This is a genomic window from Rhizobacter sp. OV335 (assembly GCF_900142965.1).
GTDB lineage: Bacteria > Pseudomonadota > Gammaproteobacteria > Burkholderiales > Burkholderiaceae_C > Rhizobacter.
Map to the genome: position 1 here is coordinate 56,850 of NZ_FRCQ01000029.1, position 22,327 is coordinate 79,176.

31 protein-coding genes are annotated in these 22,327 nt (G+C 67.0%); 18 read left to right on the top strand and 13 right to left on the bottom strand.

Annotated elements, in window-relative coordinates; translation table 11 throughout:
* Position 1 precedes the first annotated feature (1 nt).
* The 4 genes from BUE42_RS24915 to BUE42_RS24930 all read left to right on the top strand — a co-directional run bounded on the left by BUE42_RS24915 (position 2) and on the right by BUE42_RS24930 (position 2,503).
* Complete coding sequence (locus BUE42_RS24915) at positions 2-493, top strand: hypothetical protein (protein WP_073467992.1); 492 nt, start codon at positions 2-4, stop codon at positions 491-493.
* A gap of 77 nt (positions 494-570) precedes the next feature.
* Positions 571-1,089, top strand: a complete 519-nt coding sequence (locus BUE42_RS24920; protein WP_073467993.1) for a YcxB family protein — start codon at positions 571-573, stop codon at positions 1,087-1,089.
* Between the two features lie 63 nt (positions 1,090-1,152).
* Positions 1,153-1,611: a hypothetical protein gene (locus BUE42_RS24925; protein WP_143171742.1), complete on the top strand. Its 459-nt coding sequence runs from the start codon at positions 1,153-1,155 to the stop codon at positions 1,609-1,611.
* Between the two features lie 343 nt (positions 1,612-1,954).
* The gene (locus BUE42_RS24930) at positions 1,955-2,503 is read left to right on the top strand and encodes a hypothetical protein (RefSeq protein WP_235002590.1); all 549 of its coding nucleotides are present in this window, start codon (positions 1,955-1,957) and stop codon (positions 2,501-2,503) included.
* Here the strand turns inward: BUE42_RS24930 and BUE42_RS24935 are convergent.
* Positions 2,487-3,065 carry a hypothetical protein gene (locus BUE42_RS24935; RefSeq protein WP_143171743.1) on the bottom strand — a complete coding sequence of 193 codons (579 nt, stop codon included), beginning with the start codon at positions 3,063-3,065 and terminating at the stop codon, positions 2,487-2,489. The two genes, BUE42_RS24930 and BUE42_RS24935, sit on opposite strands and share 17 nt — an antisense overlap.
* A gap of 247 nt (positions 3,066-3,312) precedes the next feature.
* On the opposite strand from BUE42_RS24935, the gene BUE42_RS24940 reads away from it, so the two are divergent.
* On the top strand, positions 3,313-3,639 hold the full coding sequence (locus BUE42_RS24940) for a DnaJ family domain-containing protein (protein ID WP_073467997.1): 327 nt from the start codon (positions 3,313-3,315) through the stop codon (positions 3,637-3,639).
* A gap of 16 nt (positions 3,640-3,655) precedes the next feature.
* Here the strand turns inward: BUE42_RS24940 and BUE42_RS31755 are convergent, their stop codons facing one another.
* Together BUE42_RS31755 and BUE42_RS24950 are read right to left on the bottom strand one after the other, a co-directional pair.
* Complete coding sequence (locus BUE42_RS31755; protein ID WP_083614540.1) at positions 3,656-4,105, bottom strand: hypothetical protein; 450 nt, start codon at positions 4,103-4,105, stop codon at positions 3,656-3,658.
* A 53-nt stretch (positions 4,106-4,158) separates the two neighbouring features.
* Positions 4,159-4,704, bottom strand: a complete 546-nt coding sequence (locus tag BUE42_RS24950; RefSeq protein ID WP_073467998.1) for a GNAT family N-acetyltransferase — start codon at positions 4,702-4,704, stop codon at positions 4,159-4,161.
* Positions 4,705-4,854: 150 nt separating this feature from the next.
* On the opposite strand from BUE42_RS24950, the gene BUE42_RS24955 reads away from it, so the two are divergent.
* Both BUE42_RS24955 and BUE42_RS24960 read left to right on the top strand, forming a co-directional pair.
* Positions 4,855-5,232 carry a VOC family protein gene (locus BUE42_RS24955; protein ID WP_073467999.1) on the top strand — a complete coding sequence of 126 codons (378 nt, stop codon included), beginning with the start codon at positions 4,855-4,857 and terminating at the stop codon, positions 5,230-5,232.
* 555 nt (positions 5,233-5,787) lie between these two features.
* Complete coding sequence (locus BUE42_RS24960) at positions 5,788-6,141, top strand: hypothetical protein (protein WP_143171744.1); 354 nt, start codon at positions 5,788-5,790, stop codon at positions 6,139-6,141.
* Between the two features lie 2 nt (positions 6,142-6,143).
* Here the strand turns inward: BUE42_RS24960 and BUE42_RS24965 are convergent, their stop codons facing one another.
* Genes BUE42_RS24965 through BUE42_RS24985 form a run of 5 tightly spaced genes read right to left on the bottom strand, consistent with a single transcriptional unit; the run spans position 6,144 to position 8,572 of the window.
* The gene (locus BUE42_RS24965; protein WP_073468001.1) at positions 6,144-6,587 is read right to left on the bottom strand and encodes a hypothetical protein; all 444 of its coding nucleotides are present in this window, start codon (positions 6,585-6,587) and stop codon (positions 6,144-6,146) included.
* A 30-nt stretch (positions 6,588-6,617) separates the two neighbouring features.
* Positions 6,618-6,980, bottom strand: a complete 363-nt coding sequence (locus tag BUE42_RS24970) for a hypothetical protein (protein ID WP_073468002.1) — start codon at positions 6,978-6,980, stop codon at positions 6,618-6,620.
* Positions 6,981-6,982: 2 nt separating this feature from the next.
* Entirely contained in the window at positions 6,983-7,378 is a 396-nt protein-coding gene (locus tag BUE42_RS24975) for a GFA family protein (RefSeq protein WP_073468003.1), read from the bottom strand.
* Between the two features lie 21 nt (positions 7,379-7,399).
* Positions 7,400-7,915 (bottom strand): hypothetical protein, encoded by a 516-nt coding sequence (locus BUE42_RS24980; RefSeq protein ID WP_143171745.1) that lies wholly within the window; start codon positions 7,913-7,915, stop codon positions 7,400-7,402.
* Positions 7,916-7,951: 36 nt separating this feature from the next.
* Complete coding sequence (locus BUE42_RS24985; RefSeq protein ID WP_073468005.1) at positions 7,952-8,572, bottom strand: FMN-dependent NADH-azoreductase; 621 nt, start codon at positions 8,570-8,572, stop codon at positions 7,952-7,954.
* A 75-nt stretch (positions 8,573-8,647) separates the two neighbouring features.
* Between BUE42_RS24985 and BUE42_RS24990 the strand changes: the two genes are divergently transcribed.
* The 3 genes from BUE42_RS24990 to BUE42_RS25000 all read left to right on the top strand — a co-directional run bounded on the left by BUE42_RS24990 (position 8,648) and on the right by BUE42_RS25000 (position 10,955).
* A complete protein-coding gene (locus BUE42_RS24990; protein WP_073468006.1) occupies positions 8,648-10,069 on the top strand; it encodes a MocR-like pyridoxine biosynthesis transcription factor PdxR in 1,422 nt (473 codons plus the stop codon).
* A gap of 108 nt (positions 10,070-10,177) precedes the next feature.
* Complete coding sequence (locus tag BUE42_RS24995) at positions 10,178-10,636, top strand: carboxymuconolactone decarboxylase family protein (protein ID WP_073468007.1); 459 nt, start codon at positions 10,178-10,180, stop codon at positions 10,634-10,636.
* 1 nt (position 10,637) lies between these two features.
* Complete coding sequence (locus BUE42_RS25000) at positions 10,638-10,955, top strand: DMT family transporter (protein ID WP_073468008.1); 318 nt, start codon at positions 10,638-10,640, stop codon at positions 10,953-10,955.
* Here BUE42_RS25000 and BUE42_RS25005 read toward each other — a convergent pair.
* The gene (locus BUE42_RS25005; RefSeq protein WP_073468009.1) at positions 10,948-12,561 is read right to left on the bottom strand and encodes an esterase/lipase family protein; all 1,614 of its coding nucleotides are present in this window, start codon (positions 12,559-12,561) and stop codon (positions 10,948-10,950) included. The genes BUE42_RS25000 and BUE42_RS25005 overlap by 8 nt on opposite strands.
* 30 nt (positions 12,562-12,591) lie before the next feature.
* Between BUE42_RS25005 and BUE42_RS33180 the strand changes: the two genes are divergently transcribed.
* A complete protein-coding gene (locus BUE42_RS33180) occupies positions 12,592-13,011 on the top strand; it encodes a hypothetical protein (protein WP_073468010.1) in 420 nt (139 codons plus the stop codon).
* On the opposite strand, the gene BUE42_RS25015 is transcribed toward BUE42_RS33180, so the two are convergent.
* Positions 12,992-13,744, bottom strand: coding sequence for an SDR family oxidoreductase (locus tag BUE42_RS25015; RefSeq protein ID WP_073468011.1), 753 nt, complete (start codon positions 13,742-13,744; stop codon positions 12,992-12,994). The genes BUE42_RS33180 and BUE42_RS25015 overlap by 20 nt on opposite strands.
* A gap of 100 nt (positions 13,745-13,844) precedes the next feature.
* On the opposite strand from BUE42_RS25015, the gene BUE42_RS25020 reads away from it, so the two are divergent.
* Both BUE42_RS25020 and BUE42_RS32590 read left to right on the top strand, forming a co-directional pair.
* The gene (locus BUE42_RS25020) at positions 13,845-14,765 is read left to right on the top strand and encodes an AraC family transcriptional regulator (protein ID WP_073468012.1); all 921 of its coding nucleotides are present in this window, start codon (positions 13,845-13,847) and stop codon (positions 14,763-14,765) included.
* A 48-nt stretch (positions 14,766-14,813) separates the two neighbouring features.
* Positions 14,814-15,473, top strand: coding sequence for a hypothetical protein (locus tag BUE42_RS32590; protein ID WP_143171747.1), 660 nt, complete (start codon positions 14,814-14,816; stop codon positions 15,471-15,473).
* Here the strand turns inward: BUE42_RS32590 and BUE42_RS25030 are convergent.
* A complete protein-coding gene (locus BUE42_RS25030) occupies positions 15,468-16,412 on the bottom strand; it encodes an AraC family transcriptional regulator (RefSeq protein ID WP_073468014.1) in 945 nt (314 codons plus the stop codon). The genes BUE42_RS32590 and BUE42_RS25030 overlap by 6 nt on opposite strands.
* Positions 16,413-16,511: 99 nt before the next feature.
* On the opposite strand from BUE42_RS25030, the gene BUE42_RS25035 reads away from it, so the two are divergent.
* The 3 genes from BUE42_RS25035 (at position 16,512) to BUE42_RS25045 (ending at position 18,050) form a co-directional block, all read left to right on the top strand.
* Positions 16,512-17,261, top strand: a complete 750-nt coding sequence (locus BUE42_RS25035) for an SDR family oxidoreductase (RefSeq protein WP_073468015.1) — start codon at positions 16,512-16,514, stop codon at positions 17,259-17,261.
* A 176-nt stretch (positions 17,262-17,437) separates the two neighbouring features.
* On the top strand, positions 17,438-17,752 hold the full coding sequence (locus BUE42_RS25040; protein WP_073468016.1) for a type II toxin-antitoxin system RelE/ParE family toxin: 315 nt from the start codon (positions 17,438-17,440) through the stop codon (positions 17,750-17,752).
* Positions 17,745-18,050: a helix-turn-helix domain-containing protein gene (locus BUE42_RS25045; protein WP_073468017.1), complete on the top strand. Its 306-nt coding sequence runs from the start codon at positions 17,745-17,747 to the stop codon at positions 18,048-18,050. The genes BUE42_RS25040 and BUE42_RS25045 overlap by 8 nt, the downstream gene beginning before the upstream one ends.
* Before the next feature lie 27 nt (positions 18,051-18,077).
* Here the strand turns inward: BUE42_RS25045 and BUE42_RS25050 are convergent, their stop codons facing one another.
* Complete coding sequence (locus BUE42_RS25050) at positions 18,078-19,073, bottom strand: AraC family transcriptional regulator (RefSeq protein WP_073468044.1); 996 nt, start codon at positions 19,071-19,073, stop codon at positions 18,078-18,080.
* Positions 19,074-19,161: 88 nt separating this feature from the next.
* Here BUE42_RS25050 and BUE42_RS25055 point away from each other — a divergent pair, with 88 nt between their 5' ends.
* Together BUE42_RS25055 and BUE42_RS25060 are read left to right on the top strand one after the other, a co-directional pair.
* A complete protein-coding gene (locus tag BUE42_RS25055; protein ID WP_235002592.1) occupies positions 19,162-20,367 on the top strand; it encodes an MFS transporter in 1,206 nt (401 codons plus the stop codon).
* A gap of 16 nt (positions 20,368-20,383) precedes the next feature.
* Positions 20,384-21,421: an NADP-dependent oxidoreductase gene (locus BUE42_RS25060; RefSeq protein WP_073468018.1), complete on the top strand. Its 1,038-nt coding sequence runs from the start codon at positions 20,384-20,386 to the stop codon at positions 21,419-21,421.
* A 1-nt stretch (position 21,422) separates the two neighbouring features.
* On the opposite strand, the gene BUE42_RS25065 is transcribed toward BUE42_RS25060, so the two are convergent.
* Positions 21,423-22,265: a helix-turn-helix transcriptional regulator gene (locus BUE42_RS25065; RefSeq protein ID WP_073468019.1), complete on the bottom strand. Its 843-nt coding sequence runs from the start codon at positions 22,263-22,265 to the stop codon at positions 21,423-21,425.
* Positions 22,266-22,327 lie beyond the last annotated feature (62 nt).

Below are 22,327 nucleotides of genomic sequence, written 5' to 3' on the forward strand. Positions count from 1 at the left end.
AATGGAAACCCGCAACCACTACGCTCCGCCACGAGCGCCGCTCAACAAGGGGCCAGCGCTCTGGGGCAGCCGGGTCTCGCTGCGCGCTCGCACGAGGATCGCATTCGTCGCGGGTGCCGTGGCCTTCGCGATCTTTCATACCGCGCTCGTCTACTCGCCGGTGGCGTTGCCCTGGTCAGAAAGCATCGTCTGGGGTCTGATCAGCTCTGCCGTGTCTATCGCAGGGTACCTGGTGATCATCAGTCCCGCATGGGTGCCGATGTTGATCCCGCAGAGATACCCGAAGGTCGCGCGCGCGGCGTTTGTGTTGGGCGGGCTGATGTTGCTCGCCGCGGGTGGCGGCGCCGCCTTCGCCGAAGTTCGCGGCATTCCGCACGACGGGTTCAGCTTCCTTGCGCTGTACGGGCTTCTCGCATCGATCATCGGCACCTGCTTTCTTTGGTTGGCGGCGTCTCGGACCGATGCGAACGAGCCGCCTGTGAGCGACAGGTGACGACATGCATTCGGTAAGCCCGTTCCGACGCCTGCCTCCCGCTGGTGCAACTCAGTTCGTACCCTCCAATCCTTCAAATGACTGAACAAACCTTGAACGTCATCGGCACCTACACCGCGAGCGACATCTTGTCTGCCACGTGGCTGTCCCTTCGGCCGCGTCGCAGCTGGCGCGTCGCCGGCGTTGTCCTCATCCTCTTTGTTCTGTGGGCGGGGTGGGCGGAGTTCTACGGGCCTCACGCCCAGACCGACGGCTGGATGCGATGGATTGTTCCCGGTGCCGCGCTCTACTTTGCCTTTGTCTTCGCGGCCGTCCTCCCGATCAAATCGCGCCGCGCCTACGAACAGCGGAAGGACCTGCAGCGACCATGCTCATTCACCACGAGCGATGCCGGGCTTCTCTTTTCCGCGGAGGGCGTGGCGGACCTGAAGCCCTGGAGCGACTACCTCAAATGGAAAGAGAGCGATTCGACGCTGCTGCTCTACATGTCCGACAACATGTACCAGATCATCCCGAAGCGCTTCTTCACGTCGACCGCCGATCTGGATGCGTTCAGGGCGGTGGTGAGCCATAAGATCGCAAACCGAGTGACATGACCCGATGACAAGCTCGCAGCGGCGAGCCATCAAGAACAATGAACGGAGCGGGAGGATGTTGATATGAAACCATTTCTGATGGCCGTGGCCCTGCTGGTCATCGCGGCGCAGGCGCATGGCCAGACCACGCCTCTCGCGAAATATTCCTCCAGGGAGGAGTACCGCGCGTGCTTCAAGGAAGAAGACGCGCTCAAGGCACAAAAGGCGGTGTTCAGTGAGCAGACCAAGGCTCACGGTGCGAACCTGAAGCGCGTGCAGGATGAATTGCAAGCCCATGTGGCGACACAACCGAAGCCGGGCCAGGCCGATGATGCGGCGGTGGATGCGTTCAACGACAAGATCGACGCCCTGAATGCGCGTGTCGATGCGTCGAACCAGGAAGCCGAACGCCTCAACCAGGAAACTCGCAGCCTGAACGCCAAGGTCGCCGCATTGAACCAGCGCTGCGCCGGCATGGTGGTCTCACATGCAGACCATGTGGCCGTCTTGAAGGAGCGAGCCGCATCCGGGAAGCAGAAGTGAGGCCGCGAAACTCACCTCCCATGTCATGACGCTCACTTCGTCCCTCGAAATGCTCATCCCGCGCTGGCGATCTCAAACGCGACGGAAGCAGAGGCGTACTTCGCGCAACCTGATCGGGACGCAGGTTCACGCAAGACGGCGTTGATGGCGTTGCTGCGAGAGCGGCTGGCAATCCCGCACGTGCCACTCCGGCGGGAACGAGTCGAGTTGCTGACGCAGCGCTACGCGGAGCATCTTGTTGTTCGTGATGTTGATCGGTCTTTCAGATAAATGACAGTCGGAGCGATATGGAGGAGGGTGTATGGCGTTGATTGGTGCCTGGGGCCGCGCGATTGGAACGTTCATGATCCTGTTCCTCTTGCTGGCGGTCACGTCGATGTTGGGCCGCAATGTCTGGGCCGCGCTCTTGTCCATCGGCCTCGTCATGTTCTGGCGTGGCGCCACATGGTGGCTGCTCCCATGGCGTGCTCGCAGATGGCGAAAGATTGAAGTCGTGGTTCGAGGGGCGACATTGCGCAAGCGCGGCGAAATCGTCGCTGGGACGATTCGCACCGATGTCGCACCCGAACTGATCCTCTGGCGCGAGGACGAACGCAGAGAGGTGCGAGGCTTCGGCTTGCTTCGAGGCGACCACCGGATCGGCGCGACGGAAGATGAACTCGAGAGCATCCTGGCGGCGAACTTTCCGCGCGGAATGCAAAGACCCGCCCTGGTTCACCCAGGTGATTCCGAATGGGTCGTCCTGGTTCCAAAGCTGTCCCGGCGTTTGCTCCAGCGCAGCATCGTGTTGACCGTGGGCGGGCTGCTTTCCACCGCCTGGGGCGTGTGGATGGTGGTGAACGACCTTCACCGATTTGCGTCGTCGTCGGCGACGCTCAGGGCACTTCTTTGACGGCAGTGATCGAATCGACTTTGAACTGCAGCAGCGTCCCCTCCTGGCCGCCGTTGATCTGCAAGACCCCGTACGACAGGGCCTCGTAGGCGTCGAACGCGGGCACGTCAACCTTGCGCGGAAGCTTCGTGCCTTTCAGTACGTCGCGGTGCAGTGGCGCGCTCGACAAGACGAATCCAAAGACGCCCTCGGGGAAGGTCGTGCCGTCCAGGACCATGGACTCGCCCATGACAGTCAGCGAGTCTTCGATGTTGCCCTTGAAGTTGTTCACGACGGTCACCGTCAGCCTTTCCGTCGTGATCGTGTGGCCGGCCACAGTCGCAGAGATGATGTGAGGCGCAGGGATCTGGTAGGACGAGGACCCCTTGAAATGGATCGCCGGCTCGGTCTTCGCGTCGTACGAATAAGACCCGGTGATGGGCGTGCCGACCGGTACGGACACGCCCGCACCATAGGTGACGGTGCCGGTGAACTGGAACGTGAAGGTCGCGGCGGTTGCAGCACCCGCTGCAGCCAAGGCAGCCGTGGCGACAAGAGCACGAGCGACATTTTTGAAAGACATGGAACCTCCTGATGTTCATTGGCATGCGCACCCGCGCAAGCCTTCTTCTCGCCGACCATCACGGCATCGGCTGCTGCCATGCTCACAAAATGAACGGCGCGATGCCATCCCTCTCGCGGGGGCACCCGATTTCGGATCGCGGATCGTGGGGTCGGCCGCTACCACAGACGGCGCGCAGCGCCGTGCTGCAAATGCGCTGATAGACTTTCCCGCGCCTTGATTGACGACTTCGAACCTGGGAGGGAACGTGACCGATCACAGAACGCTGGACCAGCACATCGCGGACAGCCTGAAGAAGGACGCAGCCAACGGAGAGTTGCAATCCGCCAAGAGCTGGGGAAAGCCGCTTGATTTCGGCGACGGCTTCAGCGAGACGCCTGAAGAGCTCCGAACGGCATTCAAACTTCTCAAGGACGCGGGCTACGTCCCCCCAGAGGTGGAAATGCTTCGCGAGCTTGAAGCCCTGAGAGCCCAGCTCCAGCACGCATCAGGCGTTGAGCGACAAGAGCTGATCGCGAAGATCACTGACCTCCAACTGCGGGTACAGGTTCGGATGGAAAACATCCGCAGCTAGCAAGGATTGCTCATCCCTACGCACCAAAGTCAAAGTCTTCGTCGAGGGCAAACTCGCCGCGCTTGTATGCAGCGATGACCTCCATGGCTTCCGGGGCGAACTGCACCGGGACGCGCAAACAGGCTCCGCCAACGGCGCCAGCCAGCAGCGAGTGTGCTTGGACCAGATTGGTATCTCCCGTCTCGGCAGGAACTCCGGCCGCCTGAAGGCAAGAACAGAGCATGTGTGCTTCCGTCGGCGTGAGGTAGCGCGCGACGATCTGCATGTCGCCGTGATACGCCCCTTCGGCTGGATTTGCTTCATCCATCGGCTGCAGCGCAGGCAATGAGAGGCCGCGCGCCTGGGCCTCTGCAATGGCAACGGATTGCGCGAGTGCCGTGAGGCCTCCGGAGGTTCCACGCGACACAAGCTCCTCATCGGACAGGCGTTGGAACTGCGCGGCGAGGTGGTCTCGATCTGAATTCATAGGATTGATATTTGATGCTTGATACCGCCCTGAGCATTCTGCAGCTTCACTGTCTAGTCGTGGGGCCCACGCTGCACCTCACCGGGAATGACCGAATACATCCAGTAGTCGGTTGGCTGGCCTCGCACGAGCCTGAAGTTTCGGACGAGCCCCTCGCGCTTGAAGCCACAGCGTTCCAGCACGCGCTGAGAGCGCACGTTCGGCAGGACCGTGGTCGCCTGAATCCGGTGCCAGGCCTTTGCTTCGAAGCCCCAGCGTGCGGCCGCTCGACATGCGGCGGTCGCGATGCCCAAGCCCCAATGGGAGGGCGCCACGTCGTAGGCGATCTCTGCCGTACCCGACACCGCGGATATGGTGTGAAAGCCGACCGTGGCGATGACAAGCTCGCTCGCCGGTGAAACAAGAACGAATCGAATGGGTGTGTTGGGTTCGCCGGCAAGCGTGCGCTGAATCTCGGCCTTGACGTCATCCACGGTCATCGCGGTAGAACTCGTGTGCTCCTTCACTTCGGGCAGGCATGCATAGCGTGCCCACGAAGCAGCGTCTTCGAGCAACGCGGGACGGACCGTGAACCCTGGAACCTGTGGCAGCAGCGTCATGAGATCCGCATGATGCCAGCCTCCGCGCGACCGACGGCAGCACGAACGAAGAGCGATGCCCCGACCTCTTGCCGGAGCTGACCGCAGGCGACGAGAATGCCGCCTGAACTTGGCATGCAGGCATTGCGCAGGCCCACACAAGGAGAGTTCATGTTCGACCACGTCAAATTCGGTGTCAGCGACTACGCGGCGAGCAAGTCGTTCTACCTCAAGGCGCTCGCGCCGCTCGGCGTCGTTGCCGTCTCGGAGGGCGTGCCGACCTACGGTATCGAGCTCTGCCCACCCGAGGGCAAGGTGTCGCTGTGCCTGTTCCAGACCGAAGAGAAGCCGGCGCACCTCCACATCGCGTTCGTGGCCGAAACCCGGCAGCAGGTCGACGCGTTCCATCGCGCGGCGTTGGAGGCGGGTGGCAAAGACAACGGCGAGCCCGGCCTGCGCCCGAAGTACCACGCGAACTACTACGCCGCATTCATCATCGATCCGGATGGGCACAACATCGAAGCGGTGTGCCACGCCGCTGGGGCTTGAAACATGTCGAACGCGCCTGATGCCCGAGCACCCGCGCCAGTCTTGCTCGCAGCACTTCTTCTTGTCGCTTCCATTGGCGTGGGGATTTCGGACTTCCTTGATTTCCTGCATGCCGGATACGGAATGGCCGGCGGGAATTTGCCGGCCACCTTCTTGGTCGTTCTGATTCCTACGGCAGTGCTCACAGTCTTTCCCCTCGCTGTCGTCTATGGAATCCTTCGCGGCGTCGGTTGGGTCAGGTACCTCGTTGTTCTACTGGGTGCGTACGCACTGTTGGGCATCAGTGAACAGGACGGCACGGGATCATTCTTCTTTCGAGCCTGGCCTTGGCTGGACAGTGCGCTTCACCTCGTGGCGATTGTTCTTTTGTTTCTGCCCAGCTCCCATGTGTGGTTCCGAGCGCGACGAGCGCGACGAACCCGACGTGCTGACGCAGCGCACCCCTGATCCCTCCATTACGTTCTCATCACCCTTGCCATGTCCAATACGCAGTACGCCTTCATCGACAAATCCCGTGTGCCCGACCGCGCCGCGCTGCAGGCATCGATCGACGCCTTGGGCTTCGACCTGAAGCTGCACCCCGATTTCACGCCGTTCTCGGATTCAGGCTTTTCGCCGTTCGTCCTCAACGGTGAAGTCGGCCCGGGCTTCGAGATCTTCTACCAGCCCACCGACGATGTGGTCGGTGGCGACAAGGCCTTCCGCGCGCTGGCCGCAGGGCGCGACCACTGCATCAGCATGTCGTGGCGCGGCAGCATGAAGGACCTGGCCTGCGTGATGATCGTCAGCTGCGCGCTCACGAAAGACTTCGGCGCGATCGTCAGCTACGAAGGCGATGACCCGGAGCCGCTCGATGAGATGCTGGAGGGCACCAAAGAGATCATTCGTGACGCCGCGGATGAGGCTTGACCTCAGCTCGGACGGAACGGGTGGGCTCCGTCGCACTTCCCGCAATGACATGAGAGCTCGATATCGGGAACCTGCGCTGCTGTCGCGAGAACCCGTCTCGCACTGATGCGGCCCTTGCACATGAGGCACCTCGTGCGAACGCTGCCTTCGGCGCGGAACTGCTGCAGGGCTTGCTGGATGGCTTGAGCCGAAGTCGTTGGAGTGGATTCGGCTGCTGCCTTCCTGTGGAACAGCGACCCGAACCCCACGCAGATTGCCGTTCCAGCGAAGAGGACACCGCCGCCATAGCCCAGCAGGAGGATCACGACATCCCCCAGGACGGAGATCGCGATGCCGATCCCGACGGACAGCAGCACGGCCATGGTGATGCAGCCGAACTTCACGTCCAGGATGGCGCCGCAGAAGACGGCGATGAGTGCCAGGGCGATCAGGCAGGCTGGAACCATGGCATCAACAGCAGAAGGGGCTGGTCAGCCTCATACCCTGAGAAATCCCCGCCCGGATCGCGCCTGGTGCCAGCCACGGACCCGATACAGGAGCCACAGGGCAGCCGTGCACATGGCCCAATCCGCGATGAACGCGAGGGGCACGAACTGGTCTTCGCCCAGGAAAAGCTGGTTCTCAACAGAGACGCCGGGCGTGTCCACCAGGAAGGCCAGGGGATACCCGCCCTTGAGCGACGGTCGCATGCAGGGCTGGTCGTGCGTCGTGCCGCACAGGTTGCCGAATTGCACGAACTCGGGGCCTCTTCGTTCGATCTTCACGGACAGAAAGGCAACAGCGGCTGAGACAAGCAACAGGCCGGCAAGCTTGGCGAGTGTCCTGGTGGTTCCTGGCATGCCTAATCCATGTGCTCGATGTCGACGGGCATCTCGACCCAGCTGTGCATGCGCTCTTCGTACACCGAGAACGTGGGTGCGGGAAAGGCCGGATCGGCGAACGCACCGACGGGAATGGCGATGTTGTCTTCACCGCCCTGGCAGGTGTAGTACACGGTGGCACCGCAGGTGGAGCAGAAGTGGAACGTGCAGCTGCCTCCGCCATCACCGACCCGAACGTACGTGGTCGCAGCGCCGGCAATGGCCACCGAGTTGGCGGGAAATCGCGCCTGCGCAGCGAACACGCTGCCTGTTCTGCGCTGGCAGGCAAGGCAGTGGCAGACGGAGATGCGAATCGGCTCGGCCGACGTGACGGCCGTGAGCTGGCCGCAAGAGCAACTGGCAGTTCGGGTCGTCATGTCGATCAATGCCTCAGTAGATCAGGAGCACCCTTCGGCACGCCGTATCGCCGGCTCTGCGCCGACAAACAATTCGTCGACCGCCTGCTTCCCGTCGACGCGAATCGCGAACTGCTTGTCGCCCGACACCAGCACGATGCTGCGGTCTCCCGCGTCTGCGGATCTGTGCTGCTGAACTTCTTCGATGCGCGATCCGAAAGAGCGCCGAACCCTGTCGAGACTGGAGCCGACCCGGATGCCCGATGGCGTCACCACATCCGGCTCACGCGTCTCGATCCGGACGATCTTCTGGTCTTCGGTCATGAACTGCAGGTCTGCCGACGCCTGGTAGAAATCGCAACCGACCTTCGCCACGCCGCGGGGGTTCGGCAGGTTCTTGCGCCCCAGCTTGGTCAGCAGCCGGTGCGCTTGCGCGATCGGCATTCCCACTTGAACAGGCCCATACGAATTCATCGTCAGGACCGTATCGGCCGCGAACGCGGCGGTGGACGCAATCAACTGCGCCGCGACAAAAGCCAAGGTGGCGAACTCTCTCATGATCTCGGGGGTGCCAGGCGAGTGGCGGTGATGGGGTCAGCCGGACTGTACCGTCTGGGCAAAGTGCGCCTCCAGCGCCGCCTCCGCCCGAGCCCGCGCCGCCTCCACCGCCTCCGGCCCGCCACCCGTCCCCTCCACCGAGAAGAAGCGCACGTCGTGCAGCCCGATCATCTCGAGGATCACCTTGAGGTACGGCGTCAAGAAATCCGGCTGCCGCGCCTGCTCGCCCGAGAACCTCCCGCCTGACGCGATGGCCACGAACACCGGCCGATCGCGCAGTGCGCCCACCTTGCCCTCGGCCGTCACATGAAACGTGCGCCGCGCCCGCACCACGTGATCGATCCACGCCTTCAGCATCGAAGGCACGCCCAGGTTGTGCATCGGCGTCGCAATGACGATCACGTCTGATCGCTCCAGCTCGCGGATCAGCACGTCCGACTGCGCAATGCCTCCCAGCGCCGACACCTCGGCCGTGGCCGAATGCTGCGCCAGCGCGTAGTTCGCGTCGACGTGCGCCAGGCTGCCGTCGCCGATCACCCGCTCCACCACGCTGGCCGCCGGCTCGCGCGCCAGCAAGCGGTCGACGATTTTCTGCGAGAGCCGTTGGCTCTCGGACGACGGCCCGCGCGGGCTGCAACTGATGCGAAGGATGTTCATGCGATCAGTGTGGCGCCGCCGTGGATCAGGCCAAAGAGCCAAGAGTGGTCTTCCCGGCCGGTCCATGATGGCCGCATGCCCATCGACACCCCCAGCCCCCTCGCGCCCTTGGATCCCTCGGCGGCCGAGCCCTTGTACCGCCAGATCTACGACCGCTTCCGCGCCGCCATCGCCGCCGGCGTGCTGAAGCCCGGCGACCGCATTCCGTCGGCCCGCGCGCTGATGAAGGAGCTGGGCCTGGCGCGCGGCACCATCGAATCCGCCTACGCGCTGCTGACGGCCGAGGGCTACATCCAGGCCCGCGGCCAGGCCGGCACCGTCGTCACGCCCGACCTGAAGCCGCAGGCCCCGCTGCCCAGCGCACCACCGCCCACCGACCCGGCCACCGCCGAGCCCAGCTTCCGCCCCGACACCACGCTGCCCTTCCAGATGGGCCTGCCCGCACTCGATGCCTTCCCGCGCAAGATCTGGGCGCGCCTGGGTGCGCGCTGCATCCGCGCGATGCAGCCGGCCGACATGGCGCATCCGTCGGTTCCGGGCCTGCCGTCGCTGCGCACCGAGATCGCCGCCTACCTGCACCTGTCGCGCGGTGTCAGCTGCTCGCCTGCGCAGGTCTTCGTGACCACCGGCTACCGCCACAGCATCCAGTTGATCGGCCAGGCGCTGTTCAACGCAGGCGATCGCGTCTGGCTCGAAAACCCCGGCTACCCGCCGACGCGCGAGCTGCTGCAGCACATGGGCATCGCGGCCACGCCGGTGCCGGTCGATGCCGACGGCATCGTCGTCGACGAAGGCATGCGGCTCGCGCCGCGCGCGCGGGCGGCCATCGTCACGCCGGCGCACCAGAGCCCGCTGGGCGTGTCGCTGTCGCTGCCGCGGCGCCTGGCCTTGCTCGATTGGGCGACGCGCAGCAAAGCCTGGATCGTCGAGGACGACTACGACGGCGAGTTCCGCTACGTCAGCCGCCCGCTGCCAGCGCTGAAAAGCCTCGATCGCGATGGCCGCGTGCTGTACGCCGGCACCTTCAGCAAGCTGCTGTTCCCGAGCCTGCGGCTGGCGTACCTGGTGGTGCCCGAAGCGCTGGTCGAACGCTTCGAGCAGATCAGCCAGGCCTTCGCTGGCGGCAGCCCGCAGATCACGCAGGCCATCGTCAGCGCCTTCATCACCGAAGGGCATTTCGCGCGCCACATCCAGCGCATGCGCCGGCTCTATGCCGAGCGCCGCGAAGCCACCGTGGCCGGCCTCGACAGCGTGCTGGGTCAGCACCTGCAGATCGACGCGCAACCCGGCGGCATGCACCTGATCCTGCGGCTGCAAGCCCGGCGCTCCGACCGCAAGCTGGCATCACGCATGCTCGAAGCCGGCCTGTTTGCCGAGGCGCTGACCGACTGGACCTTCGACCGCGACGGCCCGTCGGCGCTGATGCTCGCCTTCACGAACATCGATTCCCGGCGCACCGCCGAGAAGCTCGCGAAGCGCATCCTCGATCTGTTGTGATTCGGTGCGTTGAACATGGCCCAGTCCGCAAGCCATATCTTGGCTCTTCTGTGATGGTCCAAGACGGCGCACGATGACGACCTTCCATCACCGAACCACAGGATCGTCATGAGCCATCGCATCGACTACGCCAAGGCCGCCCCCGAAGGCTACAAGGCCTACTTCGGCGTCTACACCGCCGTCCAGAAAAGCGGCCTGCCCAAGGAACTGATCGACCTCGTCTACCTGCGCGTCTCGCAGATCAACGGCTGCGCGTTCTGCATCGACATGCATTCGCGCGACCTGCTGAAATCCGGCCTCGCCATCGACAAGCTGGTGCTGGTGCAAGGCTGGCGCGAAGGCGGCGCGTTGTTCAGCACCCGTGAACGCGCGGCACTCGCCTGGGCCGAGACCGTGACCCTGGTCGCCGACACCGGCGTGCCCGATGCCGAGTACGAGGCCGCCACCGCCGAGTTCAACGAAAAGGAACTGGCCGACCTCACCTACGCGATCGGCCTGATGAACGCCTTCAACCGCCTCGGCGTCGCGTTCCGTGCGACCCCCGCCGCGGCGGCCAAGGCAGCCTGACATGGCCTGGCTGATGCTCGTCGTCGCGGGCGTGCTCGAGATCGCGTTCGCCTACGGCATGAAATCGTCCGAAGGCTTCACGCGGCTGATGCCGTCGCTGCTGACGGTGGCCACCGGGCTGACGAGCGTCGTGCTGCTGTCGCTCGCGATGCGCACGCTGCCGATGGGCACCGGCTACGCGATCTGGACCGGCATCGGCGCGGCCGGCACCGCCATCGTCGGCATCCTCGTGATGGGCGATTCGGCGGCGCCGCTGCGCGTGCTGTGCATCGTGCTGATCCTGGCCGGGGTGATCGGGCTGAAGCTGGTCGTCAAATGATGTCGAGCACCGCATAGACGCTGGCGAAGATCCCCAGGGCCCACGCCGCGGGAACGATGTTGAACTTCCCGCCCCAGAACACAAGGAAGCCGGCCCCGATCACCAGCCCGAGCACGACCACCTTCGCCAGGTACGGCATGCTGTTCGAGAGCTGCCGGTAGTAGCCCGGCGTCGTCAGTCCGGTGGGCGCGATCGTCGTGTCGCCGAGCGCAAAGCCGGCCAGCATGTCGAGGCGCTCTTCCTTCAGCGCCTCGCCGTGCCCGCCGGCGTAGTACGCGACCTCGTCCGTCATGCCGCCGAGAAAGCCCGAGAACCCTGCCGTGCCGACGTCCTTCATCCGGATGCCGCTCAGCGCATTGCACAGCAGCGCCACCGGCCAGTCGCGGTTGGCGCGGTCGTTGCGGATGCGGCCCACCTGGCGTTCGAGGTTCCGGAAGCGCTGCAGGAAATCCTGCGGCAGCACGCTGCCGGCCAGCGCCACGTTGGTGAAGCGCATGCCCGGCGTGCGCAGCAGGCTGTGGCCGAGGAGGTAGGTGCCGTTGCTGTGGGCAATGATGTCGAACTCGGCGGCGGGGTGCTTCGCGAGTTCTTCGGTGTACCAATCCTGGAACACGCGGATGTTCCTGCGGCGCACCGACGGCAGCGCGAACTGTGCGGCCGTGAAGTAGCCGTAGGTCGGGTTGCGCACGACCACGCGCGCGCCCTCGCGGGCCTTGATGCGCGCCTCCAGCCCCTCGACCCAGCCGTCGACGTTCGACGCGCGGATGCCGTGCAGCAGGAACACGACGCGGCGCACCGGGTCGTCCGGCGCGGCAGCCTTGCTCGGGAAATCGCCCAGCAGCGCCTGCCGCAGCACCGAGTAGCGCAGCTCGGGATCGTCGGTCAGGTCAAGCCGGTAGATGCCGCGGTGATTGGCCTCGGGCACCTCGAGGTAGTGCCCATCGGGGAACGCGAGGATGTCGCGGCTGTCGTCGGCATTGACCAGCCCGTCCGACGTGCCCAGCACCTGGATCACCGACGGCGCGCCCGAGGCCGGTGCCGGTGCGCGGAAGTGGCGGATCCAGTCAATGCGCAGGTTGGTCAGGAAATCGGAGCCGCGCAGGATGTCGATCGCGGTGAAGTGCGGCACGAACGGCACGACGCGGGCGAGGTACGCCATCAGCCGTTCCGACCACGAGGCCGAGCGCAGGTCGATGCCGCGGTTGAGTGAGGCCATCAGCACGATGCGCGACACGCGCGCGGACCACGCGGACGGGCTCACGTCGGCCACGCCGCCCGCGGCCAGCAGGTAGGCCTGCCGCACGACCAGCCCGCCCATGCTGTGGCCGATCAGCAGGATGTCGTCGTAGCCGCCGCTGCGCAGCCACTCGGCCGCCACCAGCGCATTCAGCCGCTTGCCCAGGCTGTCGAGGCGGCCCATGCTGAACCATTGGGTCTTGTGGTCGAAGCGCAGCCACGTCACCTGGGCCTGGCTGAAGGACGGCTCCTTCTCGATCCGGTCGATCAGCGGCTTCCACAGCCGCGTGTCGCCGCCGATGCCCGGCACCAGCACGACCAGGCGTTTGCGAGGCGGGGTCTCGGGAACTTGCGCGATCTCGTCCGTCATGGCATTCCTCCTGGCGGGCAGAATACGCGAATGACCCGCATCAACCTCAAAGCCGTGGCCCTCGGATTCCTGCTGACCCTCGGGCTCGACATCCTGACCGGCATCGTCATGCTGTTCCTGCACGGCGACGAGGTCAGCGTGGCCGGCCGGTCGTCCGAGCAGGTGTCGCAAGACCTGGCGAACGTCACCGGCAGCACGAGCTTCCTGGTGGTGAGCATCGTCCTCGGCACCTTCACCACGATGGTCGGTGGCTGCGTCACCGCACGGCTGGCCAAGCGCTACCCCTACTTCAACGGGCTCGCCGTCGGCGTGCTCGGCGCGCTGTTCGGGCTGGTCTTCTGGTCCGAGAACCCGATGTGGTTCAACCTGTTCGCGCTCGCCACCGTGATCCCCACCGCGCTGCTGGGCGCGCACATCGCGGTGCGCATGGCTACACCGGGCGATCGTTGACGGCCCGAGCCACCGCATCCGCACCCGCCGGGTAGCGCAGCTGCCCGCTCGCGTCGTTCGCGGCGCGCCAGACGGTTTCCGCCACGTCGGCCGCGGTGGTCACTGCGGCGGGGTTTCCCAGCGCGGCAAAGATCGCCTGAGCAAATGGCGCATAGGCCTCGGGGATCAGGCCCTGCATGCGCTCCGTGCCGTTGGCCGTGAAGCGTGTGCCGGGGCCGTACCCGGGCTCGACCAGCTTCACGCGCACATCGAACGGCGCCAGCTCCAGCGCGAGCGATGTACTGAAGCCCTGGATCGCCGTCTTGCTCGCGGTGTAGGCCGCGACGAGCGGCATCGGCGCCATCGTCACGGTCGAGGTCACGTTGATCACCAGCCCCGCGCGGCGGCTGCGGAATTGCGGCAACACGGCCTGGGCCATCGCCATCATCCCGAAGGTGTTGGTCTCGAAGATCTCGCGCACGGTCGCCATCGGCGTCGCTTCGAAGGCGCCGAACAGCCCGAGGCCGGCGTTGTTGACGAGCACGTCGATCGGCCCAGCCGCCTCGATGGCGGCGGCGATGCTGTCGGGCCGGGTCACGTCGAGCGGCAGCACGCGCAGGCGCTCGGCGGCGGGCAGCACGTCGGCGCGGGGTGTCCGCATCGTGGCGATCACGTTCCAGCCTTGTGCGTGGAAGTGGCGGGCGGTCTCGAGTCCGTAGCCGGACGAGCAGCCGGTGATCAGGATGGTTTTCATTCGGAAGCCTTGGCGGTGTGTTGAGGTGATCGAACGATACCGACGCCAGGCGGGACGATCTACAATCAAGAGTCCGTCATTAGTTTGCAGGAGTCCGGCCATGGTCGATCCGCTGGCAGAGGTGATCGCGCTGCTGCGGCCGCGGGCGGTGTACTCCAAGGTGATCAGCGGCGCCGGGTCGTGGGCCGTGCGCTATTCAAGCTTCGGCCAGCCGAGCTTCTGCACGATGCTCGAGGGTGAATGCGTGCTGGCGGTCGATGGGCAGCTGCCGATCACGCTCCTCGCGGGCGACTTCCTGCTGATGCCGGCGACGCCCGGGTTCACGATGTCGGGCACGTCGCCGGCCGTTCCGGTCTTCGTCGATCCGAAGGCGCAGCCCGCACCCGAGGGCGAGGTTCGCCATGGCCGGCGCGAGGGCCCGCCCGATGTGCGCATGCTCGGCGGCTACTTCGCGTTCGATTCGCCCGATGCGGCGTTGACGGTGTCGCTGCTGCCCAGCGTGCTGCATGTGCGCGGCGTCGAGCGGCTCACGCTGCTGGTGCAACTGGTGCGGGGCGAATCCATCGAGCAGCGATCCGGCCGCGAGCTGGTGCTCACGCGTTTCGTCGAGGTGCTGCTGATCGAGGCGTTGCGCTCCGCGCCCGGCGGCACCGCACCGCCGGGGCTGCTGCGTGCGTTGGCCGATTCGCGCCTGGCTACCGCGATCCGGCACATGCACGGCGAACCGGCGCGCGCCTGGACGGTCGATGAACTGGCGAAGCAGGCAGCGCTGTCACGCTCGGTGTTCTTCGAGCGCTTCACTCGCGCGGTGGGCGTGTCGCCGATGGCCTACCTGCTGGGCTGGCGGATGGCCCTCGCGAAAGACCTGCTCAGCCGCAGCGATGTCGCGCTGGCCGACGTGGCCGAGCGCGTCGGCTACGCCTCGGCCAGCACCTTCAGCACGGCGTTCAGCCGGTATGTGGGGCTGGCGCCCGGGCGGTTTGCGCGGCAGCAGTCGGCGGTCGTTTCTCAGCCTCTATGATTCGCCGCCCACCTCGGGCACCGACCCGTTCGATCTCGAAAGGCCGACATGCGGAACTTCCTGCTGGGTGCTGTGTGTGGCGCGTGCGCCATGGCACTCGGGCTCTATCTGTGGTCACCGTCCTCGACCGAGTGGGCGGTGGCGAAGGCCAACCCGAGCGCACCTGAACCGGCACGGATTCCGATGCCCGCGGTCGCACCACCCGCTGAGCCTGCTTCGCAGGTGCAGTTACCCCCGCAGCGCATTCAGCCGGCGGTGCCCCCCGCTTCCGAACCCAAGGCCGCCGCGCCTGTGGTGCCGGATCGGCCCACTCCACCGATCCTGCTGTCCGCGGAGCACGCCAAGGTGCTGCTCCCGCCGCCGAACGTCGGCCGCCCGCTCAGCCTGGCCGAGCTGCACATGCAGCTGTCGTCCGAGAGCAAGGACGCGAACTGGGCACCGGACCTGGAACAGTCCATCCGCCAAGCCCTCACGGTGGGCAATGCCTCGGCGGAGTTCGAGATCCTGAGCGTCGAGTGCCGGGCCACGCTGTGCGAAGTCCTCGCGTTCGGCAACTTGCCGTCGTCCGGCCAGCGGTGGAACCAGGTCTGGGACGACATCCAGATGCAATCCTGGTACGCCGGCTTCCAGGGCAACACCACCTCGTCCTTCGTCCAGAACGGTCGCTACACGATCGTCACGATTCTTCAGCGCGTCAAACGATCATGAGGCGTGCGCCGGCGCAGCCCGCGTGTTGAATCCATTGGCTGCGGCTGCCTGTTCGCGCGCGTATTGCGTCGGCGGCCGTCCGACGTGGCGCGTGAAGGCGACGCTGAAGGTGCTCGCCGAGCTGTAGCCGACGCGCTCGGCCACGTCGGCCATCGCGACGCCGTCGCGGCGCAGCAGCTCCTTCGCGAGGGCCATGCGCCACGCGAGCAGGTACTCCATCGGGGCCACGCCCACCGTGCGGCTGAAGCGCTCGAAGAACGCCGAGCGCGACAGCGCGGCCTGCTTCGCCAGCTCGACGACGGTCCAGGTCCGCGTCGGCTGCTCGTGCATCGCGCGGATCGCGGCGGCCAGGCGCGGATCGGCGAGCCCGCGCGCCAAGCCCGGCGAGGCGGCTGTCCCGGCCGTCGAGCGCAAGGCCTCGATGAACAGCACCTCCAGCAGCCGCGCGAGCACCACCTCGCGCGCAGGCCGCTGCTCGCGCGTTTCCTCGCCCACCAGTTGCACGAGGGTCGCCAGGCGCTGCTCGCCGTGAACGTGAACGAGCTGCGGCAGCAGCGATACCAGCAAGGCCGCGTCCGGTGAACCGAAGCTGCAGTGGCCCGCCAGGATGCGCAGGTCCGTCGGGCCCTCCGGCGCGCCGATCCTGAACAGCCCCTGGCCCAGCGCGACCGGCAGCGAGTCGGCCGCATCGGCCGGCGGCTCGATGCTGGACATCGCGACGCCGAAGGCCGCGGGGATCAGCACGAAATCGCCGGTCTGCAACACGATCGGTTCGTGCCCGTCGAGCGCGAGGCGGCAGCTGCCCTCGAGGACGACACAGTAGAACGGTTGCCCGGCGTCCGAGCGGCGAATCTGCCACCGGCCCGCGCCGACGACGTGCTTCGAAAACCGGGCAGTCGGCTGCAGCAGCGTGACCACCTCGGCCATTGGATCCACCATGACCGGACTCTCGCCAATGAGATATGGACTCGTGATTGTAGGCAGTACGGTCCTCGCGACCTATCGTGAAGCCATCGCTCATCTCCACGAAGGAATCCCATGAAAACCGTCCTGATCACCGGCTGCTCGTCCGGCTTCGGCCTCGAGACCGCTCGCTACTTTCTGGAGCGCGACTGGCAGGTGATCGCCACGATGCGCACGCCGCGCGAAGACGTGCTGCCGCCGTCCGCCCGCCTGCGCGTGCTGCAGCTCGACGTGACCGATGAGCAGAGCATCCGCCGCGCCATCGCGGCCGCAGGCCCGATCGACGTGCTCGTCAACAACGCCGGCTTCGGCGCGCCCGCGCCGTTCGAGCTCACCAGCAGCGAGACGGTGCGTGCGCTGTTCGAGACCAACACCTTCGGCACGATCGCGGTCACGCAGGCGGTGTTGCCGCAGATGCGCGAGCGCAAGTCCGGCGTCATCGTGAACGTGACGTCGAGCGTCACGCTGAAGCCGCTGCCGCTGGTGGGCATCTACCGCGCCGCCAAGGCGGCGGTGAATGCGTTCAGCGAATCGCTGGTGAGCGAGCTCGAGCCGTTCGGCGTGCGCGTGCGCATCGTGCTGCCCGGGTCCTCCGGCGAGACGAACTTCCGCGACACCGCGCGCACCCGCTTGCGTGGCATCGACGACGAGGTCTACGGCGAGTTCATGAAGCAGACCATCGCCCGCATGATGGCGTCCACCGGCCCCGGCACGCGCGCGACGGACGTCGCCGAGGCGGTGTGGCGCGCGGCGACCGATCCGTCGGCACCGCTGCGCATCCCGGCCGGTGCGGATGCGGTGCAGTGGGCGGCCGAGGCGAGCTGAGCCGACGAGGTTGCAGTCCTCGTGGCGACCGGCCGCCGCCCACCAAGTCACTATGAACCGGTCGTCAGCGAGTGAGCTTGGCGATAGGCTTCGCCGCGCCGACGGCAGTGGGGTCGGATCCCAGCCACCTCGTCTGTACGTCATTGACGTGCATACGTCTCAGACGTACATTCCCAATGCTGACCTTTGCCGAGACACCGACCTTCGCCGCCGAAGCAGACAAGGTCTGGACGGAAGAAGAACGGATCGATTTCTTCCGCTGGCTCGCAGCCAATCCGCAAGCGGGGGATCTGATCCCGGAGAGCGGGGGATGTCGCAAGGTGCGATGGTCGCGTGCCGGCATGGGCAAGCGAGGCGGCGTCCGGGTCATCTACTTCGTTCGCCTGGCTTGCGGCGAAATCTGGCTGCTGTTGGTGTATGCGAAGTCCGTGCGAGACAACATTCCCGGCCACTTGCTCAAGGCGATACGAGAGGAGATCGAACATGGCTAGCCGCCCATCCACGAAGAAAACGTCTGCTGGCGAGGCGCTGGGGCTCAAGTTGCTGCAATCGGTGCGCGAAATGAAGGCTGGCCAAGCCGCGCGCACGACGAAGGTCGAGCCGAACGAAGTGGTGCAGGCACGCGAGAACACCGGCTTGTCGCAAGCGCAGTTCGCCGAGGCGCTGAGCATCTCGAAGCGCACGCTGCAGGAATGGGAGCAGGGGCGTCGATCGCCATCGGGTGCTGCCCAGACCTTGATCCGCATTGCGATGAAGCATCCCGAAATCGTTCGCGAGGCACTCGCGTGAACAGAAGTCAGGTGGATACCCGACGCGCTACGCTCTGACAGCGGCGAACGCCCGATCCCCCACCCGCGACGCGCTCGGCGGGTGCCCGATCACCCGCTTGAACGCCCGGCTGAACGAGGCCTCGGAGTCGTAACCGAGCCGGTCCGCCGCCACCGCGATGCGCATGCCGTCGTTCGCGATCCAGTGCCGGGCCTGGAACATCTTCACCTTGGCCACGTACTTCGCCGGGCTCTCGCCCATCGTGCGCGTGAAGGCCTCGGCGAAGCTGGAGCGCGACGCCCCCATCAGGTCGGCCATCATCGGCACGCTCCAGTCGCGGTCGGGCGCCGCGTGGATGGCCGCGATCACCTTGCCGATCTTCGGGCAGCGCACCGCGGCGATCCAGCCGGTGGAGTCGCTGCAGCCGCACTCGACCCACGCGCGGATGATGCTGGCCGCCAGCACGTCGGCCAGCCGCGCGAGGATGCCGCAGGCGCCGATGCGGTCGAGCGCCACCTCGCGCTCCATCGCGTCGAGCAGCGCCGGCACGGTGACGTCGCGCTTCGCGAGGTCGCCGGCGTGCATCACGTCCGGCATCATCGTCAGCAGCGGGTGCAAGGGGTCGAGGTTGAAGCGCAGCGCGCCGCAGAACATCACGTCGGGCGGCACGGCGCCCTCCACCTCGCCCACCGGGTCCCGCGGCCCGATGTTCTCGGCACCCACCAGGTAGATGTTGTCCGACACCGCCACCCGCGCCAGCGAATCGATGTCGACCGCCGGCACGTCGGGCGAGCTGGCCAGGATGTGGAAGCTGCCGCGCGGCAGCAGCACCGCATCGCCCGGGTTCAGCCGCTTCCAGTCGGTCGACGGGGTGCGCAGCCAGCTGCCGCCGCTGCCGACGAAGTGAAAGCGCGCCGCCCGCTGCGCCGGAAACGCCACCGCCCACGGCGCGCGCAACACGCAGCGGCCGTACTCCACGCCATCGAGCCGCAGCCCCAGCAGGATCTCGGTGAGTTCGTCACGGTCGGACAAAAAGTCATTCATTTCGGCTCTTCCGGCATTCAAACGCCGAAATCCTAGCCCTAAGCTCCCAACCCAGTCCACCACAAGGCCACTCGTCGGCCTGCCCACCGTGTCTTCTGCCCCGATCGCCGCACTTCCAGAGTCCCCCGCCGGCCATGCCGACTGGCCCGCCATCGCCTCGCTGACGCTGGGCGTGTTCGGGCTCGTCACGGCCGAATTCCTGCCCGCCAGCCTGCTGACCGCGATGGCCACCGACCTCGGCGTCACCGATGGCGCGGCCGGCCAGGCCGTGACCGCCACAGCGTTGATCGGCGCCATCGCGGCGCCATCGATCCCGCTGCTGACGCGCCGGCTCGACCGCCGGATCGTGATGCTCGCGCTGACCGCGCTGCTGATCCTGTCCAACCTGATCGCGGCCACCGCCAGCAGCCTGCCGGTGCTGCTGGTGGCGCGCGTGATGCTGGGTGTCGCGCTCGGTGGCTTCTGGTCGATGTCGGCCGCGCTCGCGTTGCGGCTGGTGCCCGAGGCGCAGTTCGCGCGGGCGATGTCCGTCATCCTCACCGGGGTCTCGGTGGCCACCGTCGGCGCCGCGCCGATCGGGGCGTGGATGGGCTCGGTGTGGGGCTGGCGCAGCGCGTTCATCGCGGCCGGCGTCGTCAGCGTGCTGACGTTCGCGGTGCAGTTCTTCACGCTGCCGGCGCTGCCGCCGCGCGACAACCCGAACCTGCGCGTGCTGGGCGAGCTGCTGCGGCGCCCGCCGGTGCGCGTCGCGCTGCTGGCCGTGCTGCTGGTGGTGTCGGGGCACTTCGCCGGCTTCACCTACATCCGCCCGCTGATGGAGCACGTGACGCACCTGTCGGTGAGTGCCGTCTCGGCGGTGCTGCTCGGCTACGGCATCGGCGGCTTCTTCGGCAACTTCGCCGGCGGCTGGGTGGCCCAGCGCAGCGAGCGCCATGCAATCGTCTTCGGCGGCGTGCTGATCGCGCTGCTGGCGGCCAGCTTGCTGGTGGGCGGCAGCTCGGTGTGGGTCACCGCGATCGCGGTGCCGCTGTGGGGCTTCGCGTTCGGCGCGTTCCCGGTCGGCTTCCAGACCTGGATCGTGCGGGCCGCGCCCGACCAGGCCGAAGGCGCGGGCGGGCTGCTGGTGGCGGCGTTCCAGATCGCGATCGCGAGTGGGGCGATCGGCGGCGGCTTGCTGGTGGATCACATCGGCGCGCTGGGCGGGCCGGCCTTCGCGGTGGTCGCGCTGGTGCTGGGCACGCTGCTGACGCTGCGCCACGGGCCGCGGCCGGTGCCGGTGCCGGTGCCGGCTTGATCAGGCGGCGGCGACCATGAGCGACACCCTCAGCCGCCGCATCGTGCTCGCCGCCCGACCGCACGGGCTGCCGGCGGCGCACGATTTCCGCATCGAGACGCAGCCGATCCCGATGCCCGGCGAGGGCCAGGTGCTGCTGCGCACGCTGTACTTGTCGATCGATCCGTACATGCGCAACCTGATGGACGCCATCGGCCCGGGCTATGCGCCGCCGGTGGCGATCGGCGCGGCGATGGTCGGCGGCACGGTGAGCCGCGTGATCGCGTCGCGGCATCCGCGCTTCGCGGTCGGCGAGCTGGTGCTGGCCAACGCCGGCTGGCAGGACCACGCGTTGTCGAACGGCGATGACCTGCTGGTGCTGGGCGACATGGCGCAGCCCTCGCTCGCGCTGGGTGGCTTGGGCATGACCGGCTTCACCGCGCACGTCGGGCTCGAAGACATCGGCCAGCCGCGGCCGGGCGAGACCGTCGTCGTCTCGGCGGCCACCGGGGCGGTCGGCGCGGTGGCGGGCCAGTTGGCCCGGTTGAAGGGCGCCCGCGTGGTCGGCATCGCCGGTGGCACCGACAAGTGCCGGTATGCGGTGGAGGTGCTCGGCTTCGACGCCTGCGTCGATCGCCGCGAACCCCGGTTCGGCGAACAGCTGGCCGCCGCGTGCCCGGCCGGCATCGACGTGTACTTCGAGAGCGTCGGCGGGGCCGTCTTCGACGCGGTGCTGCCGCTGCTGAACATCGGCGCGCGCGTGCCGGTCTGCGGCTTCATCGCGCACTACAACGAGGGTGATGCCCCGGCCGGGCCGGACCGCCTGCCGCAGGTGCATGCCGCGCTGCTGCAGCGGCGGATCCGCATGCAGGGCTTCATCGTGCTCGACCACTACGGCGACGACGGCGAGCGCTTCGCAGCGTTCCGCCGCGAGATGGCGCAGCGGCTCGCCGACGGCGCGGTGACCTTGCGCGAGGATCTCGTCGACGGGCTGGAGAACGCGCCGGCCGCGTTGCGCGCACTGCTCGAAGGGCGCAACTTCGGCAAGCTGGTCGTGCGCGTGGCGCAGGGGTGAGTCAGCGCACCACGCGCTGCTGGTCGATCAGCGACGCGATGGCAAGCGTGGCCTCGGGCGTGATCGGCGTGAAGACCACCATGCTCAGCCCGTCGGCAGCGTCGAAGGCGAAGCTCGAGTACTCCAGCGTGATCGGCCCGGCGATCGGGTGCGCGATGCGCTTGCGGCCGACCCAGTGCCGGCTCACCTCGTTCTCGGCCCACATGCGGCGGAAGTCGGGGCTGCGCGCCTGCAGTTCGGTGGCGAGCGCGACGGCCTCGGGGGACCCGCCGGCGCGGGCCACGTCGATGCGGAACACCGCGAGCGCGAAGCGCGCATCGGATTCCCAATCGGGCCAGCGGTCGGTGGTGCTGAGTTCGCCGAACAGGCGGCGCAGCAGGTTGCGCTCGCCGACCGGCAGCGCGGCGTAGTCGGTCAGCACCGCGGCGGCGGCCGTGTTCCACGCGACGATGTCCCAGGTCGGCGTCTTCACGATGGCGGGGCTGGTCGCGAACGCATCGAGCACGCGTTGCAGCGATGGCGGAACGGCAGAGGGCGGGGCCGGGCTGAGCGGCGGCGGCCGCTGCTGCGCGAGCAGGAACAGCATCTCGCGGCCGGCGGCGTCGAGTTCCAGCGCGTGCGCCAGCCGCTCCAGCACCTCGTCCGACGGCGGGCCGCCGCGCCCCTGTTCCAACCACGTGTACCAGGTGATGCTCACGGACGCGCGCGTCGCGACCTCTTCGCGCCGCAGGCCGGGTGTGCGACGCCGGCCCGGCGCATCGGGTGCGGGCAGCAAACGGGCGCGGCGGTCGCGCAGGAAGGCGCCGAGCGTGAGGACCGGGTCGGGAAGGGTGTCAGCGCCCATGCCTGTTAACTCTCATACCTGTATGCGCTCTCGGCTTTTCGCGGCCCCGGCAACGAAGGACA

Coding starts and splice junctions, on each gene's coding strand:
- BUE42_RS24915 (WP_073467992.1), top strand. CDS start 2: ATGGAAACCCGCAACCACTACGCTCCGCCACGAGCGCCGCTCAACAAG.
- BUE42_RS24920 (WP_073467993.1), top strand. CDS start 571: ATGACTGAACAAACCTTGAACGTCATCGGCACCTACACCGCGAGCGAC.
- BUE42_RS24925 (WP_143171742.1), top strand. CDS start 1,153: ATGAAACCATTTCTGATGGCCGTGGCCCTGCTGGTCATCGCGGCGCAG.
- BUE42_RS24930 (WP_235002590.1), top strand. CDS start 1,955: ATGATCCTGTTCCTCTTGCTGGCGGTCACGTCGATGTTGGGCCGCAAT.
- BUE42_RS24935 (WP_143171743.1), bottom strand. CDS start 3,065: ATGTCTTTCAAAAATGTCGCTCGTGCTCTTGTCGCCACGGCTGCCTTG.
- BUE42_RS31755 (WP_083614540.1), bottom strand. CDS start 4,105: ATGAATTCAGATCGAGACCACCTCGCCGCGCAGTTCCAACGCCTGTCC.
- BUE42_RS24950 (WP_073467998.1), bottom strand. CDS start 4,704: ATGACGCTGCTGCCACAGGTTCCAGGGTTCACGGTCCGTCCCGCGTTG.
- BUE42_RS24955 (WP_073467999.1), top strand. CDS start 4,855: ATGTTCGACCACGTCAAATTCGGTGTCAGCGACTACGCGGCGAGCAAG.
- BUE42_RS24965 (WP_073468001.1), bottom strand. CDS start 6,587: ATGGTTCCAGCCTGCCTGATCGCCCTGGCACTCATCGCCGTCTTCTGC.
- BUE42_RS24970 (WP_073468002.1), bottom strand. CDS start 6,980: ATGCCAGGAACCACCAGGACACTCGCCAAGCTTGCCGGCCTGTTGCTT.
- BUE42_RS24975 (WP_073468003.1), bottom strand. CDS start 7,378: ATGACGACCCGAACTGCCAGTTGCTCTTGCGGCCAGCTCACGGCCGTC.
- BUE42_RS24980 (WP_143171745.1), bottom strand. CDS start 7,915: ATGAGAGAGTTCGCCACCTTGGCTTTTGTCGCGGCGCAGTTGATTGCG.
- BUE42_RS24985 (WP_073468005.1), bottom strand. CDS start 8,572: ATGAACATCCTTCGCATCAGTTGCAGCCCGCGCGGGCCGTCGTCCGAG.
- BUE42_RS24990 (WP_073468006.1), top strand. CDS start 8,648: ATGCCCATCGACACCCCCAGCCCCCTCGCGCCCTTGGATCCCTCGGCG.
- BUE42_RS24995 (WP_073468007.1), top strand. CDS start 10,178: ATGAGCCATCGCATCGACTACGCCAAGGCCGCCCCCGAAGGCTACAAG.
- BUE42_RS25000 (WP_073468008.1), top strand. CDS start 10,638: ATGGCCTGGCTGATGCTCGTCGTCGCGGGCGTGCTCGAGATCGCGTTC.
- BUE42_RS25005 (WP_073468009.1), bottom strand. CDS start 12,561: ATGACGGACGAGATCGCGCAAGTTCCCGAGACCCCGCCTCGCAAACGC.
- BUE42_RS33180 (WP_073468010.1), top strand. CDS start 12,592: ATGACCCGCATCAACCTCAAAGCCGTGGCCCTCGGATTCCTGCTGACC.
- BUE42_RS25015 (WP_073468011.1), bottom strand. CDS start 13,744: ATGAAAACCATCCTGATCACCGGCTGCTCGTCCGGCTACGGACTCGAG.
- BUE42_RS25020 (WP_073468012.1), top strand. CDS start 13,845: ATGGTCGATCCGCTGGCAGAGGTGATCGCGCTGCTGCGGCCGCGGGCG.
- BUE42_RS32590 (WP_143171747.1), top strand. CDS start 14,814: ATGCGGAACTTCCTGCTGGGTGCTGTGTGTGGCGCGTGCGCCATGGCA.
- BUE42_RS25030 (WP_073468014.1), bottom strand. CDS start 16,412: ATGGTGGATCCAATGGCCGAGGTGGTCACGCTGCTGCAGCCGACTGCC.
- BUE42_RS25035 (WP_073468015.1), top strand. CDS start 16,512: ATGAAAACCGTCCTGATCACCGGCTGCTCGTCCGGCTTCGGCCTCGAG.
- BUE42_RS25040 (WP_073468016.1), top strand. CDS start 17,438: ATGCTGACCTTTGCCGAGACACCGACCTTCGCCGCCGAAGCAGACAAG.
- BUE42_RS25045 (WP_073468017.1), top strand. CDS start 17,745: ATGGCTAGCCGCCCATCCACGAAGAAAACGTCTGCTGGCGAGGCGCTG.
- BUE42_RS25050 (WP_073468044.1), bottom strand. CDS start 19,073: ATGAATGACTTTTTGTCCGACCGTGACGAACTCACCGAGATCCTGCTG.
- BUE42_RS25060 (WP_073468018.1), top strand. CDS start 20,384: ATGAGCGACACCCTCAGCCGCCGCATCGTGCTCGCCGCCCGACCGCAC.
- BUE42_RS25065 (WP_073468019.1), bottom strand. CDS start 22,265: ATGGGCGCTGACACCCTTCCCGACCCGGTCCTCACGCTCGGCGCCTTC.